The organism is Bradyrhizobium sp. GW821-FHT13H05 (assembly GCF_058804065.1).
Genome location: NZ_JBXAPO010000007.1, coordinates 208057 through 224220, shown reverse-complemented (window position 1 = coordinate 224220; position 16164 = coordinate 208057). Strand labels below are relative to the sequence as shown.

Sequence of the window (16164 nt, the reverse complement as noted above, 5' to 3'; positions counted from 1 at the left end):
GGGGCCCTTCAACACCCTTCGATTTGACAGCGAGGGTCGCACCACCCATGTTCGGGTCGAAAGGGCCGGCGCGAATCTCGTCGAATTCGGCCCAGATTTTCCCCGTAAGTTACTGGAACTACATGAATATCGTCATTGTGGAGTCGCCGGCGAAAGCCAAGACGATCAACAAGTATTTGGGCTCGTCCTACGAGGTTCTGGCCTCGTTCGGCCATGTCCGGGACTTGCCCGCGAAGAACGGCTCCGTCGATCCTGACGCCAATTTCAAGATGATCTGGGAGGTCGACCCCAAGGCGGCCGGCCGGCTCAACGATATCGCCAAGTCCCTGAAGAATGCCGACCGCCTGATTCTGGCGACCGACCCTGATCGCGAAGGCGAGGCCATCTCCTGGCACGTGCTGGAGGTGATGAAAGAGAAGCGCGCGCTGAAGGATCAGAAGATCGAGCGCGTGGTGTTCAACGCCATCACCAAGCAGGCGGTCACGGATGCGATGAAGAATCCGCGCCAGATCGACGGCGCGCTGGTCGACGCCTATATGGCGCGCCGCGCGCTGGACTATCTCGTCGGCTTCACCCTCTCCCCCGTGCTGTGGCGCAAGCTGCCCGGCGCCCGCTCGGCCGGCCGCGTGCAATCGGTGGCGCTGCGCCTGGTCTGCGACCGCGAGCTCGAAATCGAGAAGTTCGTCGCGCGTGAATACTGGTCGCTGATCGCGACGCTGCTCACCCCGCGCGGCGATGCCTTCGAGGCCCGTCTCGTCGGCGCCGACGGCAAGAAGATCCAGCGCCTGGACATCGGTACCGGCGCGGAAGCCGAAGACTTCAAGAAGGCGCTGGAGGCAGCCGCCTACGCGGTGACCGCTGTCGATGCCAAGCCGGCGCGGCGCAATCCGCAGGCGCCCTTCACCACCTCGACGCTGCAGCAGGAAGCCAGCCGCAAATACGGCTTTGCACCGGCGCACACGATGCGCATCGCCCAGCGCCTCTATGAGGGCATCGACATCGGCGGCGAGACCACCGGACTCATTACCTATATGCGGACCGACGGTGTGCAGATCGATCCGTCCGCGATCACCCAGGCGCGCAAGGTGATCGGCGAGGATTACGGCAACGCCTATGTGCCTGAGGCTCCGCGCCAGTACCAGGCCAAGGCCAAGAACGCCCAGGAAGCGCACGAAGCGATCCGCCCGACCGACCTGTCCCGCCGCCCCGACAGCATGAGCCGCAAGCTCGATGCCGATCAGGCGAGACTCTATGAGCTGATCTGGAAGCGCACCATCGCGAGCCAGATGGAATCGGCCGAGCTGGAACGCACCACCGTCGACATCACGGCGAAGGCCGGCGGCCGCACGCTGGAGCTGCGCGCCACCGGTCAGGTCGTCAAGTTCGACGGCTTCCTCGCACTTTATCAGGAAGGCCGCGACGACGAGGAAGACGAAGACTCCCGCCGCCTGCCCGCGATGAGCCCGAACGACGCGCTCAAGCGGCAGTCGCTCGCCGTCACCCAGCATTTCACCGAGCCGCCGCCGCGCTTCTCGGAAGCATCGCTGGTCAAGCGCATGGAAGAACTCGGCATCGGCCGGCCCTCGACCTATGCCTCGATCCTCCAGGTGCTGAAGGACCGCGGCTACGTCAAGCTGGAGAAGAAGCGCCTGCACGGCGAGGACAAGGGCCGCGTCGTGGTCGCGTTCCTCGAAAGCTTCTTTGCCCGCTACGTCGAATACGACTTCACCGCCAATCTGGAAGAGCAGCTCGATCGCATCTCCAACAACGAGATCTCCTGGCAGCAGGTGCTGAAGGATTTCTGGACCGGCTTCATCGGCGCCGTCGACGAGATCAAGGACCTGCGCGTCGCCCAGGTGCTCGACGTGCTCGACGACATGCTGGGCCAGCACATCTATCCGCCGCGCACCGATGGCGGCGATATCAGGCAGTGCCCGAGCTGCGGCAACGGCCGGCTCAATCTGAAGGCCGGCAAGTTCGGCGCCTTTGTCGGCTGCTCGAACTATCCGGAATGCCGCTACACCCGTCAGCTCGCCGCCGACAGCGAGACCACCGCCGACCGTTCGCTCGGCCAGGATCCTGACACCGGTCGCGATGTCTGGGTCAAGGCCGGCCGCTTCGGCCCCTATATCCAGCTCGGCGAGCAGAAGGATTACGAGGAAGGCGAGAAGCCGAAGCGCGCAGGCATTCCGAAGGGCACCTCGCCCGGTGATGTCGAGCTCGAGCTTGCGCTGAAGCTGCTGTCGCTGCCGCGTGAGATCGGCAAGCATCCGGAGACCGGTGAGCCGATCACCGCCGGCCTCGGCCGCTTCGGGCCGTTCGTAAAGCACGAGAAGACCTATGCCAGCCTGGAGGCCGGCGACGAAGTCTTCGACATCGGCCTCAACCGCGCCGTGACGCTGATCGCGGAGAAGGTCGCCAAGGGCCCGAGCCGGCGCTTCGGCGCCGACCCCGGCAAGGCGATCGGCGATCATCCGACGCTCGGCACCGTCACCGTGAAGAGCGGCCGCTATGGCGCCTATGTCACCGCAGGCGGCGTCAACGCGACGATCCCGGCCGAGTTCGAAAAGGACGCCGTCACGCTGCCGCAGGCGATCGCGCTGATCGACGAGCGCGCGGCCAAGGGCGGCGGCAAGAAACCGAAGAAGGCGGCCAAGCCTGCCAAGGCCAAAAAGGCCGCGGACGGCGACGACGCCGCGCCGAAGACCAAAAAACCGGCCGCCAAGAAGGCGGCCAAACCGAAAACCGAATCCACCAGCAAGGCGCGCGCAGCCGTGTCGTCGACGGCCAAAACGTCGCCGACCAAGGCGGCTGCCGCCAAAGCTCCGGCCAAGAAGAGTGCCGGCACGACTTAAGAGGTTAAGTGAAACGCAAGAATGACCGTGGCTTTCCCGACCGGGCAGCCATCGTCGCCTTCATCAAGGCAAATCAGGGAAACGTCGGCACCCGCGAAATTGCGCGCGAGTTCGGCCTGAAGAACGCCGATCGCATCGAGCTCAAGCGCATGCTGCGCGAGCTCGCCGACGACGGCACCATCAAGAAAAAGCGCCACAAGGTCTCCGAGCCGGACGCGCTCCCGCCGACGCTGGTCGCCGACATCAGCGGCCGCGATACTGACGGCGAGCTGATCGCCGCCCCCACCGAATGGGACGAGGTCGAAAGCGGCGAACCGCCCAAAATCCTCGTCGTACTACCGCGCCGGCCCAAGCCCGGCACCACGGCTGGCGTCGGCGATCGCGTGCTGCTGCGCGTCGAGCCGACCAATGAGAGTGAAGGCCCGGCCTATCGCGGCCACATCATCAAGGTCTTCGACAAGACGAAAAGCCGCATCCTCGGCGTCTTCCGCGTGCTTCCCGAAGGCGGCGGGCGGCTGGTCCCGATCGACAAGAAGGGTGCCGACCGCGAGCTCAACATCGCCGCCGCCGACACGCACGGCGCGCAGGATGGCGACCTCGTCAGCGTCGACATCGTCCGCACCCGCAGCTTTGGGCTGGCCTCCGGCCGGGTCAAGGAGAAGCTCGGCTCGGTCAAGTCGGAGAAGGCGATCAGCCTGATCGCGATCTACGCGCACGACATTCCGCTGCAATTCCGCCCCGCGGCAGAGCGCGAAGCCGAAGCGGCGGAGCCGGCCAATCTGAAGGGCCGCGAGGACTGGCGCGACGTCCCGCTCGTCACCATCGATCCGCCCGACGCCAAGGATCACGACGACGCGGTCCACGCGCAGCCGGACGACGATCCCAACAACAAGGGCGGCTTCATCGTCAACGTCGCCATTGCCGACGTCAGCTTCTACGTCCGGCCGGGCACCGCGCTCGACCGCGATGCGCTCGACCGCGGCAATTCGGTCTATTTCCCCGACCGCGTCGTGCCGATGCTGCCCGAGCGCATCTCCAACAATCTCTGCTCGCTGGTCCCGGGCGAGCCGCGCGGCGCGCTCGCGGTGCGGATGGTGCTCGGCCCCGACGGCCGCAAGCGGTCGCACACGTTCCACCGCATCCTGATGCGCTCGGCGGCGAAGCTGAGCTACGCGCAGGCGCAGGCCGCGATCGACAGCCGGCCTGACGACACCACCGGCCCCCTGCTCGATCCGATCTTGAGGCCGCTCTACGCCGCTTATGCCTGCGCCAAGCGCGCCCGCGACGAGCGCGATCCGCTCAATCTCGATCTGCCCGAGCGCAAGATCCTGCTGAAGAGCGACGGCACGGTTGATCGTGTCATCGTCCCTGACAGACTCGACGCGCATAAATTGATCGAGGAGTTCATGATCCTCGCCAATGTCGCGGCAGCCGAGATGCTGGAGAAGAAGTCGCTGCCGCTGATCTACCGCGTGCATGACGAGCCAACGCTGGAGAAGGTCCACGCGCTCGCAGAGTTCTTGAAGACGCTCGACGTTCCCTTCGCGAAATCAGGCGCACTGCGCCCGGCTTTGTTCAACCGCGTGCTGGCCCAGCTCGAAGGCCACGACCACTTCCCGCTGGTGAGCGAGGTCGTGCTGCGTGCCCAGGCACAGGCGGAATACTCCTCGGAGAATTATGGGCACTTCGGCCTGAACCTGCGCCGCTACGCGCATTTCACCTCGCCGATCCGCCGCTATGCCGATCTCGTCGTGCACCGCGCGCTGGTCCGCGCACTCGGGCTCGGCGAAGGCGCCCTGCCCGACAGCGAAACGCCGGAAACCTTAAGCGAGGTCGCAGCCCATATCTCGGTGACCGAGCGGCGCGCCATGAAGGCGGAGCGCGAAACCGTGGACCGCCTGATTGCGCATCACCTTGCCGACCGTATCGGCTCGAGTTTTCAGGGCCGCGTCTCCGGCGTCACGCGCGCCGGCCTGTTCGTCAAGCTCGCCGAGACCGGCGCCGACGGCCTGATCCCGATAAGGTCCCTCGGCACGGAATATTTCAACTATGACGAGGGCCGCCACGCCCTCGTCGGCACGCGCAGCGGCACCATGCATCAGCTGGGTGACGTGGTCGACGTCCGTCTGATAGAAGCAGCCCCCATCGCAGGCGCGCTGCGGTTCGAGCTGCTGTCGTCGTCATCGACCGGCGAGACCGCGCCGCGGGGCCGCAGACCATCCGGTCCGCAGCGCCGCCCCTCGTTCAAGGCGCATCCCGGACGCAGTCCGGCGAAGAAGCACAAGCCGGCGAAGCAAAAGAAGCCCGGCAAGGGTAAGAAGAACAAGGGAAAAGGCGGGGGTCAGAAGGGCAAGGCATGGTGACGATGAGCACGGCGCCAAAAATCTGGACGCGCGAAACCGGCCTCGTCGAGAAGCGCGACGTCTGGACGGCCATGAAGCGCGGCTTTCGCGGCCGCTGCCCGCGCTGCGGCGAGGGAAAACTGTTCCGTGCCTTCCTGAAGACGGCGGACAATTGCTCGGTGTGCGGCCTCGACTTCACGCCGCACCGCGCCGACGATCTGCCCGCCTATCTCGTCATCGTCATCGTCGGCCACATCGTGGTGCCCACGATCCTCTGGATCGAGACCAACTACACCACGCCGGTCTGGATCAGCTTTGCCGCCTATCTGCCCTTCACGTTCTTCGCCTCGCTCGCGCTGCTCCAGCCGGTGAAGGGAGCTGTGGTCGGCCTGCAATGGGCTCTGCGCATGCACGGCTTTGACGAGAACCCTCCGGATGGTATTCCGCCGGTGTAAGGAAAATAAGCAAAAGCGGTTTGGGTGAGGACATGACGGATACGGCGCAGGCGGAAAAGGCAAAAATCCACGAGGGCAAGGAAGCCGACCATCATCCCTATTTCCGCCCGAAGGATGCGGCGACGCTGATCCTGGTCGATCGCAGCGGCGCCATCCCCAAAGTGCTGGTCGGCAAGCGCCACGACAAGGTGGTGTTCATGCCCGGGAAATTCGTCTTCCCCGGCGGCCGTGTCGACAAGGCCGACTACCGCGTGCCGTGCGCTGCCCCCATCACCGCCGAGCTCGAAGCCAATCTCGCCAAGGGCAGCCCGAAGACGCCGGCCTCACGCGCAAAATCGCTCGCCATCGCCGCGATCCGCGAGGCCTGCGAGGAGACCGGCCTCTGCCTCGGCCGCAAGAGCGAGGGCAAGGCACCGAAGCTCGATGGCGCCTGGAAGCCGTTCGCGGATGCGGGCCTGCTGCCTGATCCCTCAAGCCTGTTCCTGATCGCGCGCGCGATCACCCCGCCCGGCCGCGTCAAGCGCTTCGACACCCGCTTCTTCACCGCGGATGCCTCCGCGATCACCCACCGCATCGACGGCGTGATCCATGCCGATGCCGAGCTGGTCGAGCTGGTCTGGGTCGAGCTCGGCTCAAAGCCGCTCGCCGATCTGCATCCGATGACGCGCAACGTGCTCAACGAGCTCGACACCCGCCTTGCAACCGGCCCGCTGCGCCACGACGCGCCGGTGCCGTTCTTCCATTTCTACGGCGGCAAGATGCAGAAGGATATCTTGAGCTGATCGAGCCGATCTCTCCAGGCTCGTTCACGCGATCAGCAAACTCAGCGCGGCACCTCTGAAGGCGCGGTCTTCGCGGCCGCCTTGTCCGTGACCGATCGCCCAGTGCCGCGGCCACGCAAGCTGCTCCAGCCCTCGCGCCGTCGCTGATGTGAAGGACGACCAACGCTTGGAGTCGTGATGGCGGTAGAGCAGACCGCCGGGGCCCATATCCGGATAGATCGCGATGTGAATATCGAAGCGTTCGCCTGCCGGAAGGTCAGGTCCAAGCCAATAGGATGGACTGCGTCCCGGCTCACGCCCCACGATGGCTGTCAGAGTTTGCCTCGGTCCCCGAAGCCCAAGCCAGAACGGCGCGATCGAACCAGGCGCGAAAGCCGTGAAAATCGTCTGGGCTGATGCGACATCGGTCGCAGCGCTTTGTCCCACCAGTCTCAGCTCGATGCTCTGTCCGCTCTCCACACATCCGCTGAACGGCGCTTCGGCTTCCCCGGGCGGCAGCGCCCTCCACCGGGCGGGATCAGCATCGCGCAGCGGCCATTCCAACGTCTCCCTGACCGCGCCGTGAACGTCGAGCACCTGATAACGCAGGCCCTCCTCGTCAAGCGCGGCCTGAACGCAATGCAGATACTCGACACCTTCCGGCATCCGGTGAGCCGTTCCCGCGCCCGCCGTGCAAATCTGCAGGACGCCGCGATGCGCCTGCACATCGAAGGCGAGGATGTGGCTGCACAGATAGGCCAGCACGTTGTGGTTCACCAGGATGTCCCAGAACGGGCGCGCATATTCGTGGCCGATCTCCCGCTGATACGTCGCCGTAAAGCCGTTGATGGGAAACACCGGGTGATGACCAAGGACGAGCTTGTGCCGGGCATCACCATGCTCTCTGAGCGTTGCTTCCAGCCACGCGAGCTCGAGATGGCCTTCGCCGCCAAGGCCACTCCAGAGCGTGTTGACGAACACCATCAGGAGGTCGCCGCGCCGCACGAAATAGGAGAGACCCGCCTGCCCCGGCGGCCCATTGTCCGGCATATCAAGCGCTTCGCGAAACACCGCCTCGCTCATCACATCGTAGGTGGTGTGATTGCCGGTCGTGTGCCACATCGGAATGGCCGCACGGTCGAGCCATGCCATTTCCGTATCCAGCCAATGGCGCCACTGCGCGCGCAGCGCGTCCGGATCCGGCGTCAGCCCGATGATCTCGTCACCCGGAAACAGAATGAATTCAGGCTGCGGTCTCAGGCGCTGAACGACCGAATTGACCTCGGCGAAGGTCCTTTCGTGCAAGGCCCCCGGCACGCCCGAGCAGGAGTCGCCGTACAGGAGAAACTGATGGCCCTTGCCGCGCGGTCGAATCGCAGGGATCGAATTATTCGCTGAGGTCATGACCTTCCATCGCGGTTTTCAGCCGCGAGGATGGCAATTTCCGGAACGGGGAGCAACAGGCCGTGGCCGGACTTGCTCAGTCCGCGTCCGGCTCGGTGCCGACATAATTGCGCGCCGGCAGTTTGAGGACGCGGCCGACCTCGCTTGCGAACCTGCCGGCCTCCTCGCGCCTGGTAAAGCTCATCAGCGTGATCGGCTCGGTGCCCTTGTTGCCACAGAGATTGACCTCATAGGTCGTCAGATCCGCGTCGTAATCGTCGGTGATGCTGATGAAATGGTAATCGGCGAGATCACGGTGCTTGCGAAGATTCAGCGGGCCGAACTGCCTGGTAATGACGATCTGGCGCAGCGTCTCGTTGAGCACGACGAACGTGCGGAACGTCAGCAGGATCAGGCCGGGAATGCCGACGAGCAGCCCGAAGACCGTAAACACCAGCACCGGCACGAGGTCGTCGGCGAGCCTTCCAAAACCGGAAAAATCCTGACGCAGGCCGAGCGCGACATTCCACAGCAGATACCCGCTCGCCGCCAGCAGCGGAAACGACAGCAGCCGGCCGATCCAGGGCATCGGCCGGTCGATGCGGACCATGCCGCCATCCACTGTCATTGCGCCGGCCATTGAACGCTTCCTCACGGGTCTTGGCTTGGTCGGTGTGAGCGGCGGATCGGTTCGATGCGGAGCGTCCTCCCTCCCGTCATTCCGGGGCGCGCCACTTGGCGCGAGCCCTGGAATGACGCGATTGTGCTGAGCTGACTGCGAAAAACAAAAAATTCTTCCCGCCCGCCCCAATGGCGGAGTTCCCCCGCGTGCCTATGTGTTGATGAACGACACCCAGAACGGAATCAGGGCGCGATGGCACAACGGCAACTCAAGCTTGGCGCGTTCATGCGCCCGATCAGCATCCACACCGGCGCCTGGCGCTATCCCGGGGCCTGGCCCGATGCCAATTTCAATTTCGGCCACATCAAGACGCTGATCCAGAAGCTCGAGGCCGGCAAGTTCGACGCCTTCTTCATGGCCGATCACCTCGCCGTGCTCAACATGCCGGTCAATGCGCTCAAGCGCAGCCACACCGTGACCTCGTTCGAGCCGTTCACGCTGCTCTCGGCACTCTCGGCCGTCACCGAGCGGATCGGCCTGATCGCCACGGGCTCGACCACGTTCGACGAGCCCTATCACGTCGCGCGCCGCTTCGCTTCGCTCGACCATCTCAGCGGCGGCCGCGCGGGCTGGAACATCGTCACCACCTCGAACCCGGACGCGGCGCTGAATTTCGGCCTCGACGACCACATGGAGCACGCCGAGCGCTACAAGCGCGCGCGCGAGTTCTACGACGTCGTCACGGGCTTGTGGGATTCCTTCGCCGACGACGCCTTCGTCCGCGACGTCGAGAGCGGGCTGTTCTTCGATCCCTCGAAGATGCATGTGCTCGACCACAACGGCAAATATCTGAAGGTGCGCGGCCCCCTCAACATCGCCCGCCCCGTACAGGGCTGGCCGCTGATCGTGCAGGCCGGCGCGTCCGAAGACGGCCGGCAGCTCGCCGCCGAGACGGCGGAGGCCGTGTTCACCGGCGGTGGCAGCCTCGCCGACGGACAAAAGCTCTATGCCGACATCAAGGGCCGCATGGAGAAGGTCGGCCGCGATCCTGAACATCTCAAGATCCTCCCCGGCGCCTTCGTCGTGGTCGGCGACAGCGTCGACGAGGCCCAGGAGAAGCGCGCGCTGCTCGACAGCCGCGTGCATTACGACAGCGCCATCGCCTCGCTGTCCGTCATCCTCGGCACCGATGCGTCGGGCTTCGATCCGGACGGGCAATTGCCGGAGATCCCGGAAACCAACGCCAGCAAGAGCGGCCGGCAGCGCATGGTCGACCTCGCCAAGCGCGACAAGCTGACCGTGCGCCAGCTCGCCCAGCGCGTCGGCGGCTATGGCGGCCTGTCCTTCGTCGGCACCGCCAAGACCATCGCCGACCAGATGGAGGAATGGCTGGTCGGGCGCGGCTCCGACGGCTTCAACATCATGTTCCCGTTCCTGCCCGCCGGCCTCGACGATTTCGTCGACAAGGTCGTCCCGGAGCTGCAAAAGCGCGGGATTTTCCGGAAAGAATATGAAGGGTCCACTTTGAGGGAGAATCTGGGCCTGCCGCGGCCGAAAAACCGGTTCTTCGAGGGGTAATGGGCCCGATTTGAGTAGTTTTTCGGCCCAAAAATCTTGACATCAGGCGGTTTCTGGCTAGGTTGCCGGCCAACGCGGGCCGTTTGGCCGGCTCCAGATTCCCCCTTTTCCTGAGGTTCTGAACATGGCCAAAGCGGTCACCATCAAGGTCAAGCTCGTGTCCTCGGCCGACACCGGCTTCTACTACGTCGCCAAGAAGAATTCGCGCACCATGACCGACAAGCTGGTCAAGAAGAAGTACGACCCGGTGGCGCGCAAGCACGTCGAATTCCGCGAAGCCAAGATCAAGTAAGAAGATCAAGTAAGATCGCGGAATAGACTACGGACTTTGACGGGGCCCTCGCGGGCCCCGTTTTTATTTGTGCGCTCTCGTGTCCCGGGCGCGCTGCAACACGCTAGCGTTGCCGCGCAGAACCGGGATCCGGAATGCAACACAGTACGATGCCGCAACATGGGCCCCGGCTCTGCAGCGCACCGTCGAAGTGACGCTGCGCTGCGTCCGGGGCACGAGAGCTGAGCTCTGCATGGCGAGTCATCGGCAAATATTCTATCAACCCCCGGTTGCTCACTTCGGAATGCATGTTACCGTGCACTTATCGGGACGGCAGTTCCGTCCCGGATTTGGGGAAGGACATGGTCATGAGATTGTCGCCAAGCCTTGTCGTGCCTTCAGCCATCGCCGTCGTGTCAACTGCCTTGCTGTGCGGCCCGGCCGCGTCGCAAATCCCAACAGGCTCCGCCGCCACGCTTCCGCCCGTCACGGTCGACGCGCCGAAGCAGGTGGCAAGGCCACACGTGACAGAGCGGGGAGCAAACACAACGGCGCCGCGTCGGACTGCGTCAGCAGCTCAAACGTCAACCGCGCGCACGCCGTCGTATGCGCCGGGTTCTGTGATGGGGAGGATTGCCAGCCTGGAGAAAGTCGCCAGCAGCTGCAACGGTGGCTGTGCATCAAGCTTCCGGCACGGCAACGAGCCCTGGATTGGATGCAGCGAGTCGGGCGGCAATATCAATTATGGACCTTTCTCGCCGACGTGCCGAGACACCATCACCCATGCGTCCTACGAGAATTGCGTCGAGACGAAGGTGTTCCTGGGTGAGAATCGAAACAGAGCCCACTGGTTCTGCAGCAGCCTGGCCGCCGGCAACAGGTTTAAGGTGGCAGAACTCAAGCGGTCAGGACGTCGCTAGTCCTGCTGGCGGCTTGCTGCGGATGATTGTCGACCCCGTTTGTCGGCCAACGTTTGCAGCGGGCCACCGAACTTCTTTCTTGCGCCCCGGACGCGCTGCAGCGTGGAACGCTGCAGCGCTGCGTCCGGGGAACGAGAGCTGAGGGTAAAGCTGCCCTGCCCTTTGGTGTGCACGTCCGGACCACGACGGACCAAGTGTGACCCACCTCAAAGAGCTGGGTGACGGGATTCAATATCTCCAGCGGGATCGTTGCATGAATTTGGTCCATTCCCGTGAAGAGCCATTTGCCGTTGCTGGATTCGCTGCGCTTCGCCGCCGCCTTCGGAGTCGCCATTTTTCACCAGATGTTCTGGTCCTGGGCCTGGGTTTCGATTGGTGTCCCGGGTTTCGAGCGCACCGTCGCCGCCGATGTTCTCTACCCCTCCGCCGCGCCCTTCACCTGGTTCGGCTGGGTCGGCGTCGAGATCTTCTTTGTCATTTCCGGGTTCGTCATCGCAAATTCCGCAAGCCAGTCTTCGCCGGGCGCGTTTCTGCTTGGCCGCGCACTCCGGCTTTATCCGGCAGTCTGGGTTTGCGCCACCGCGACCTTTCTCGTTCTGCTGCTCTTCGGCAGCGGCCCGGCCTCCGAATTCATCCTGCCCTATATCCACGCCATGCTGATGGTTCCCAAGGGCGTCACGGCTCAATGGCTTGACGAGGTCTATTGGACGCTTGCCGCCGAGACCGCGTTCTATGGCCTCGTGTTTTGCGCGATGCTCACGAGGACAATCACGCTGCGACACCTGGCTTTCGGTCTCACCATCTACAGCGCGATCTTCAATGCCGCCGCGCTGCTGGTCGCGTCCTGCACGACGTCATCCGACCTGCCCTATCTGATCATCCTGATGTTTCGGGTGCCGTGCGCGGCGTTCCTGTTGAGCCATGGCTGCTTCTTTGCGCTGGGGATCTGGCTGTTCATTTCCGCGAACAGACAATTGACGGCGCTCGAACAGGTCGCCGTTGCGATCGCGTGTCTTTCGGGCGCTGCGGAAATCGACTTCTTTGCCTCGTTCTTTTTGACGTCCATCCCCGCCATCTCGGATCAATCGGCCCTCGTGCCGATCATGGTGTGGGCGACCGCGGTGCTCCTCATTGCCCTTGCCGCGAACCGGAGCAGGCGCTCGGCGGGCATCGCATCCCCCGAAGCACCGGCCTATCTGAGAACGCTCGGACTGATCACCTATCCGCTCTATCTCACCCACAACGTCATTGGCACGGCGATCATTCGTGCCCTGGTCGTTTCAGGCCTGGATGCCACCGCGGCCGTATGGATCGCGCTGGGCCTGCTCGTTCTGGTCTGCTGGTTGATTTGCGCGAAGATCGAGCCGGCCGTCAGATCCGCGCTGATGCAAACGCTCGCGTATTTCGGAAAGCTGCCGGAAAGGCGGCCGGCATCGAGACATCAGGCATTGGCTCGCGGGCTACGCCTTCCGCTGCCCGTCCCGGTGAAGGTGAACGTTGCGGCGTCGTAACGCCGTTCGCAATCCTGCAATTATCGCTTCCCCTCCGCCGAAGGCTCGCAAATTGGGCCTACGCGATGCCATGACCTGCTTATTCGATCACCTGATCGGCCGTTGCGAGCAACGCTGTCGGGAGTGTTAGTCCGAGAGCTTTCGCGGTCCCCATATTGAGCCACAATTCGATTTGAGTTGGCTGCTCGACCGGCAGATCGGCGGGATCGGCCCCGCCCAGAATTCGCTTCACATAGTAGCCCGCCCTGACCAGAAATTTCTTCCGCGGAGGACCATACGCAAGAAGGCAGCCGAATCCGACGATGGGTGGGAAAGTCGAAAACATCGGAATGCGCTGTTCCCTGGCAAATGCGGAAATCCGGTCGCCGAGATCAAGGTTGGCTGCATCCTGAAGCAGATGAATCACCTCGGGCTTTGTGGCAGCGAGAGATGCAAACGTGCTGTTCATCTCTTCCGGCGCGCTCAACGGGACGGGCTGAACACTCATCCCCATCGCCCGCGCACGGTTCGTGAAATTCTCGAGGATGCGCGGGTGTGACGGATTGGCGGGATTGTAGATTGCGCCGAGAACCTTCGCCTCGGGCACGATCATCTGCTGATATTCCAGCATCTTCGGTGACAGGTCCTGGGCCAGGGTGGCCAGACCCGTGGTGTGGCCACCGGGCCGCGCGAGGCTTCCGATCAGGCCGTTGCCCACGGGATCGTTGACGCCCAACATGACGACGGGAATCGGCGGCGACAGACCCTGCGCCGCGCGCGCAGCCGCAATCGTGTTCGCGAGCAAGATCCTTGCATTGCTGCGCGCCAATTCCGTCACCAAGGCGGGAAACCGACCGTATGCTCCCGCAGCAAACCGCCATTCAAGGACGTAGTCGCGGCCCTCGATCAAACCAGCGTCACGCAAGCCCTCGCTGATCTCAGCCAAGGATGCCTTGGACTCGGGCGATCCCTCGGCGCCTGCGGAGAGAACTCCGATGCGCGGAGGCGCAGTCTGCGAGGCAACGGCAATCGGCCACGCCGACACCACTGCACCCATGACACCAAGAAATTCGCGCCGCCGCATTCAAATGCCCCCGGTGAAGTGCTTTCGACATAGCACTACACGGGGCCGGAAGGCTGCGATAGCCCGCCTTGGCGCAAGTGCCGCGGCCTCATGGGGAGCCTGGCGACGCGGCGGCCAGATCGGCGCGACGCCGATGCGCCAGGCCATGGTGCAGGAGCCCAGCGCGTCGTAGAGCACCCCGCCTCCGTAGCACCGAGGAAGCATGCTTAAATCTTCAAGCACTTGCCGCCCGTTCTAAACTGGCCGGCACAATCACGCGATGAAACGGTGCTATCGTCGTAAGATAAATACGCCCCAGTCGGTTATGGCAATGCACCACGGTACCCGCGACCAGTTCGCGCCCATTTGCTGCATCGGCGCGAAGTTGAATGGTGACGCGGAAGTCGAGATGCCAGTCATCCGCGCCGACGACCAACTCCGTCGCACTCTTTGACAGCACCGGGAAGAAGCCGATGACCGGCCCACGCGCCGCTGCGGCAAGACCGACGGCGCGCGACGATTTGACGGCGACTGTCGCCATCACCACATCGCGAACATGCGTGAGCGCACGAATCCACCACGCCTGTCGCTCGAGCGCGGCGCGTGCCAGCACCTCTACATCATCGCTGGCGCCCGCCGGCAGTTGAATCGCAAAGGCGTCCAAAAGGTCCGCGCCCGCGTAAAGCGGCGCAAGCACGCTGTTGCTGGGCATCGGCACGGCGCGCGCTTTGGTCATGGGACTAGATACCGGATGCCGGGGAGGAGCGTAGCGCAGTTGGCGTTGCGGACGATCTTGCTGCCGTAGTCCTTTTTATATGCACGCGCTCCGCATCGCAACAATCCTGCGGCGCACATGTCTCAGTTGGGTCAAGATGCGAAGAGCTCAATCTGAGCAAATCTTGTCCGCCATTCCCCCATAAGCGGACCTCGTGGAGGGGTGCCGCCACTTCGCCGATGGGTCAGAAGCCGACTTATCCGCCAAAGCCTTGGCGGCAGCAGTCAGTTGCCTTCAGCCAGTTGCTCATGGAAGAACCGCGCAACGCTCTCGTTAAATTCGCGATGAAACGCTGACCTGTCAAATTCCGCGGGCTTGTCGGTGCAGATGCGAGGCAGCGCGGCCCTGAGTTGCGGGGAGCATGGCGCTAGGAACGCAAAGTGGCTGGCAGGCACGCTGTGGACCTCCGGCTTTCCCGGTAGCGCACGGGCGACCCGCGCCGTGCCGTCCGGATCGATAATCCCGATTCCGACCTCCGCTCGCCAGAACTGCACCGGAATCCTGATCGCGGCCAGATTGGATTGCGTGAAGAAACCTGGTATCGGATCGGCGATCACAGCGGCGCGAATGCGCGCATCTTGTGCCAAGGCGGGAATGTCGCCGCTTCTAAGTTGCTCGCAGAATTTCGACGCGTCCGTGCAACCGAGCGCATAACGACTGAAGTCCGGTGCGGCACCGATCAGTGCGAGACCAGTGTAGCCTCCCTTGGAGAATCCAAACAGTCCAATTTTCGCGGGATCGACGACGGCCCTATCTTTCCAGTCTTGAAGCATGAAATCGAGCAGACGGACCATGTCTGTCGGACGCAACACGAACGATGACAGATCGTCTTTTTTTGAGGAATCGTTCGCGTTGTCACCCGGATGATTGATTGCCGCGACGACGAATCCAGCATCTGCTAGCGCAGCTGCCGTGTCATGGTACCCGCCGAACCATCCGACATAACCGTGGGAGACGATGACCAGCGGCAGCTTTGCCCCAGTGACGGGGCAATCCTTCACACCGACGAGACCATAGTCGACACCCACCCCCAGGTCGCCAAGCTCCACATCTTTCGGTTTGGCCTCGCAGGGATACCAGATCGCGCCCGTCAAGTTAGGGGCATGGTTGAAAAGCTGGATGCCAGCGGCATCGGCGGAACAAGCCAAGCAAGACAGCACAACAGCTAAAGACCAAAATGCTTTGCGCAAGTAAGTCTCCCAAGCGTTGAAAAGGGAAACAAGCGAAGAAACGCCGGCTAAATTATGTCCGCTGCGGGTCACAAGCAGCCCATCGCGACCAAGCAGCGCGGCGTTCGCTCAAAGCCAGCACGTTGATCATTGCGACCAAGCGCCCTCTACGCCGTCCGCAACACCGGAGTCGACGGCTGCGACGGCCTGATCAGCGCGAATGCGACCTGGATGATGCCGCCGGCAAGACCGAGCGCCACGCCGATGCGCCAGGCCATGGTGGAGGAGCCGAGCGCGTCGCACAGCACCCCTCCTCCGTAAGCGCCGAGGAAGCTGGCGAGTGGTGGCTCGCCGGAGTTGTTGCATCCGGTATGCGCGCAGAAACGACGTTGAAGTCGGACGGTTCGATGTCCGTCTTGGGTCAACATACGAAGACCTCAGCCTGAGTAAATCTCGTCCGCCATGCCTCGGTGAGCGGAC

At 63.6% G+C, this 16164-nt stretch carries 12 protein-coding genes and 1 pseudogene; 7 read left to right on the top strand and 6 right to left on the bottom strand.

From position 1 onward, the window contains the following. Positions 1-122: 122 nt before the first annotated feature. Genes topA through AC1RR3_RS22790 form a run of 4 tightly spaced genes read left to right on the top strand, consistent with a single transcriptional unit; the run spans position 123 to position 6434 of the window. Positions 123-2855: a type I DNA topoisomerase gene (topA, locus tag AC1RR3_RS22805; RefSeq protein ID WP_492825351.1), complete on the top strand. Its 2733-nt coding sequence runs from the start codon at positions 123-125 to the stop codon at positions 2853-2855. An 8-nt stretch (positions 2856-2863) separates the two neighbouring features. After that, complete coding sequence (gene rnr, locus AC1RR3_RS22800) at positions 2864-5218, top strand: ribonuclease R (protein ID WP_492825350.1); 2355 nt, start codon at positions 2864-2866, stop codon at positions 5216-5218. Next, on the top strand, positions 5212-5652 hold the full coding sequence (locus tag AC1RR3_RS22795) for a DUF983 domain-containing protein (RefSeq protein WP_492825349.1): 441 nt from the start codon (positions 5212-5214) through the stop codon (positions 5650-5652). The genes rnr and AC1RR3_RS22795 overlap by 7 nt, the downstream gene beginning before the upstream one ends. Before the next feature lie 32 nt (positions 5653-5684). Further along, positions 5685-6434: an NUDIX hydrolase gene (locus AC1RR3_RS22790; protein WP_492825348.1), complete on the top strand. Its 750-nt coding sequence runs from the start codon at positions 5685-5687 to the stop codon at positions 6432-6434. A gap of 24 nt (positions 6435-6458) precedes the next feature. Here AC1RR3_RS22790 and AC1RR3_RS22785 read toward each other — a convergent pair whose 3' ends face one another. Then, positions 6459-7817 (bottom strand): metallophosphoesterase family protein, encoded by a 1359-nt coding sequence (locus tag AC1RR3_RS22785; RefSeq protein WP_492825347.1) that lies wholly within the window; start codon positions 7815-7817, stop codon positions 6459-6461. 76 nt (positions 7818-7893) lie between these two features. Further along, a complete protein-coding gene (locus AC1RR3_RS22780) occupies positions 7894-8436 on the bottom strand; it encodes a hypothetical protein (RefSeq protein WP_492825346.1) in 543 nt (180 codons plus the stop codon). Positions 8437-8670: 234 nt separating this feature from the next. On the opposite strand from AC1RR3_RS22780, the gene AC1RR3_RS22775 reads away from it, so the two are divergent. The 3 genes from AC1RR3_RS22775 to AC1RR3_RS22765 all read left to right on the top strand — a co-directional run bounded on the left by AC1RR3_RS22775 (position 8671) and on the right by AC1RR3_RS22765 (position 12698). Continuing rightward, complete coding sequence (locus AC1RR3_RS22775) at positions 8671-9996, top strand: LLM class flavin-dependent oxidoreductase (protein WP_492825345.1); 1326 nt, start codon at positions 8671-8673, stop codon at positions 9994-9996. Positions 9997-10120: 124 nt separating this feature from the next. Then, positions 10121-10288, top strand: coding sequence for a 50S ribosomal protein L33 (gene rpmG / locus AC1RR3_RS22770; RefSeq protein ID WP_007603295.1), 168 nt, complete (start codon positions 10121-10123; stop codon positions 10286-10288). A gap of 1171 nt (positions 10289-11459) precedes the next feature. Beyond that, on the top strand, positions 11460-12698 hold the full coding sequence (locus tag AC1RR3_RS22765; protein WP_492825344.1) for an acyltransferase family protein: 1239 nt from the start codon (positions 11460-11462) through the stop codon (positions 12696-12698). Positions 12699-12777: 79 nt separating this feature from the next. Here the strand turns inward: AC1RR3_RS22765 and AC1RR3_RS22760 are convergent, their stop codons facing one another. The 4 genes and pseudogenes from AC1RR3_RS22760 to AC1RR3_RS22745 form a co-directional block, all read right to left on the bottom strand. Continuing rightward, positions 12778-13761, bottom strand: coding sequence for an ABC transporter substrate-binding protein (locus AC1RR3_RS22760; protein ID WP_492825343.1), 984 nt, complete (start codon positions 13759-13761; stop codon positions 12778-12780). A gap of 214 nt (positions 13762-13975) precedes the next feature. After that, entirely contained in the window at positions 13976-14476 is a 501-nt protein-coding gene (locus AC1RR3_RS22755; RefSeq protein WP_492825342.1) for a DUF2867 domain-containing protein, read from the bottom strand. 263 nt (positions 14477-14739) lie between these two features. Further along, the gene (locus tag AC1RR3_RS22750; protein WP_492825341.1) at positions 14740-15705 is read right to left on the bottom strand and encodes an alpha/beta hydrolase family protein; all 966 of its coding nucleotides are present in this window, start codon (positions 15703-15705) and stop codon (positions 14740-14742) included. A gap of 146 nt (positions 15706-15851) precedes the next feature. Continuing rightward, positions 15852-16025 (bottom strand): annotated as a pseudogene (locus tag AC1RR3_RS22745) (MFS transporter); the annotation flags it as partial. Between the last annotated feature and the right edge of the window lie 139 nt (positions 16026-16164).

What these genes read in the sequence shown, in the direction of transcription:
- AC1RR3_RS22755 (WP_492825342.1), bottom strand. Translation starts at nt 14,476, where the DNA reads ATGACCAAAGCGCGCGCCGTGCCGATGCCCAGCAACAGCGTGCTTGCG.
- topA (WP_492825351.1), top strand. Translation starts at nt 123, where the DNA reads ATGAATATCGTCATTGTGGAGTCGCCGGCGAAAGCCAAGACGATCAAC.
- AC1RR3_RS22790 (WP_492825348.1), top strand. Translation starts at nt 5,685, where the DNA reads ATGACGGATACGGCGCAGGCGGAAAAGGCAAAAATCCACGAGGGCAAG.
- AC1RR3_RS22780 (WP_492825346.1), bottom strand. Translation starts at nt 8,436, where the DNA reads ATGGCCGGCGCAATGACAGTGGATGGCGGCATGGTCCGCATCGACCGG.
- AC1RR3_RS22775 (WP_492825345.1), top strand. Translation starts at nt 8,671, where the DNA reads ATGGCACAACGGCAACTCAAGCTTGGCGCGTTCATGCGCCCGATCAGC.
- rpmG (WP_007603295.1), top strand. Translation starts at nt 10,121, where the DNA reads ATGGCCAAAGCGGTCACCATCAAGGTCAAGCTCGTGTCCTCGGCCGAC.
- AC1RR3_RS22785 (WP_492825347.1), bottom strand. Translation starts at nt 7,817, where the DNA reads ATGACCTCAGCGAATAATTCGATCCCTGCGATTCGACCGCGCGGCAAG.
- AC1RR3_RS22760 (WP_492825343.1), bottom strand. Translation starts at nt 13,761, where the DNA reads ATGCGGCGGCGCGAATTTCTTGGTGTCATGGGTGCAGTGGTGTCGGCG.
- AC1RR3_RS22795 (WP_492825349.1), top strand. Translation starts at nt 5,212, where the DNA reads ATGGTGACGATGAGCACGGCGCCAAAAATCTGGACGCGCGAAACCGGC.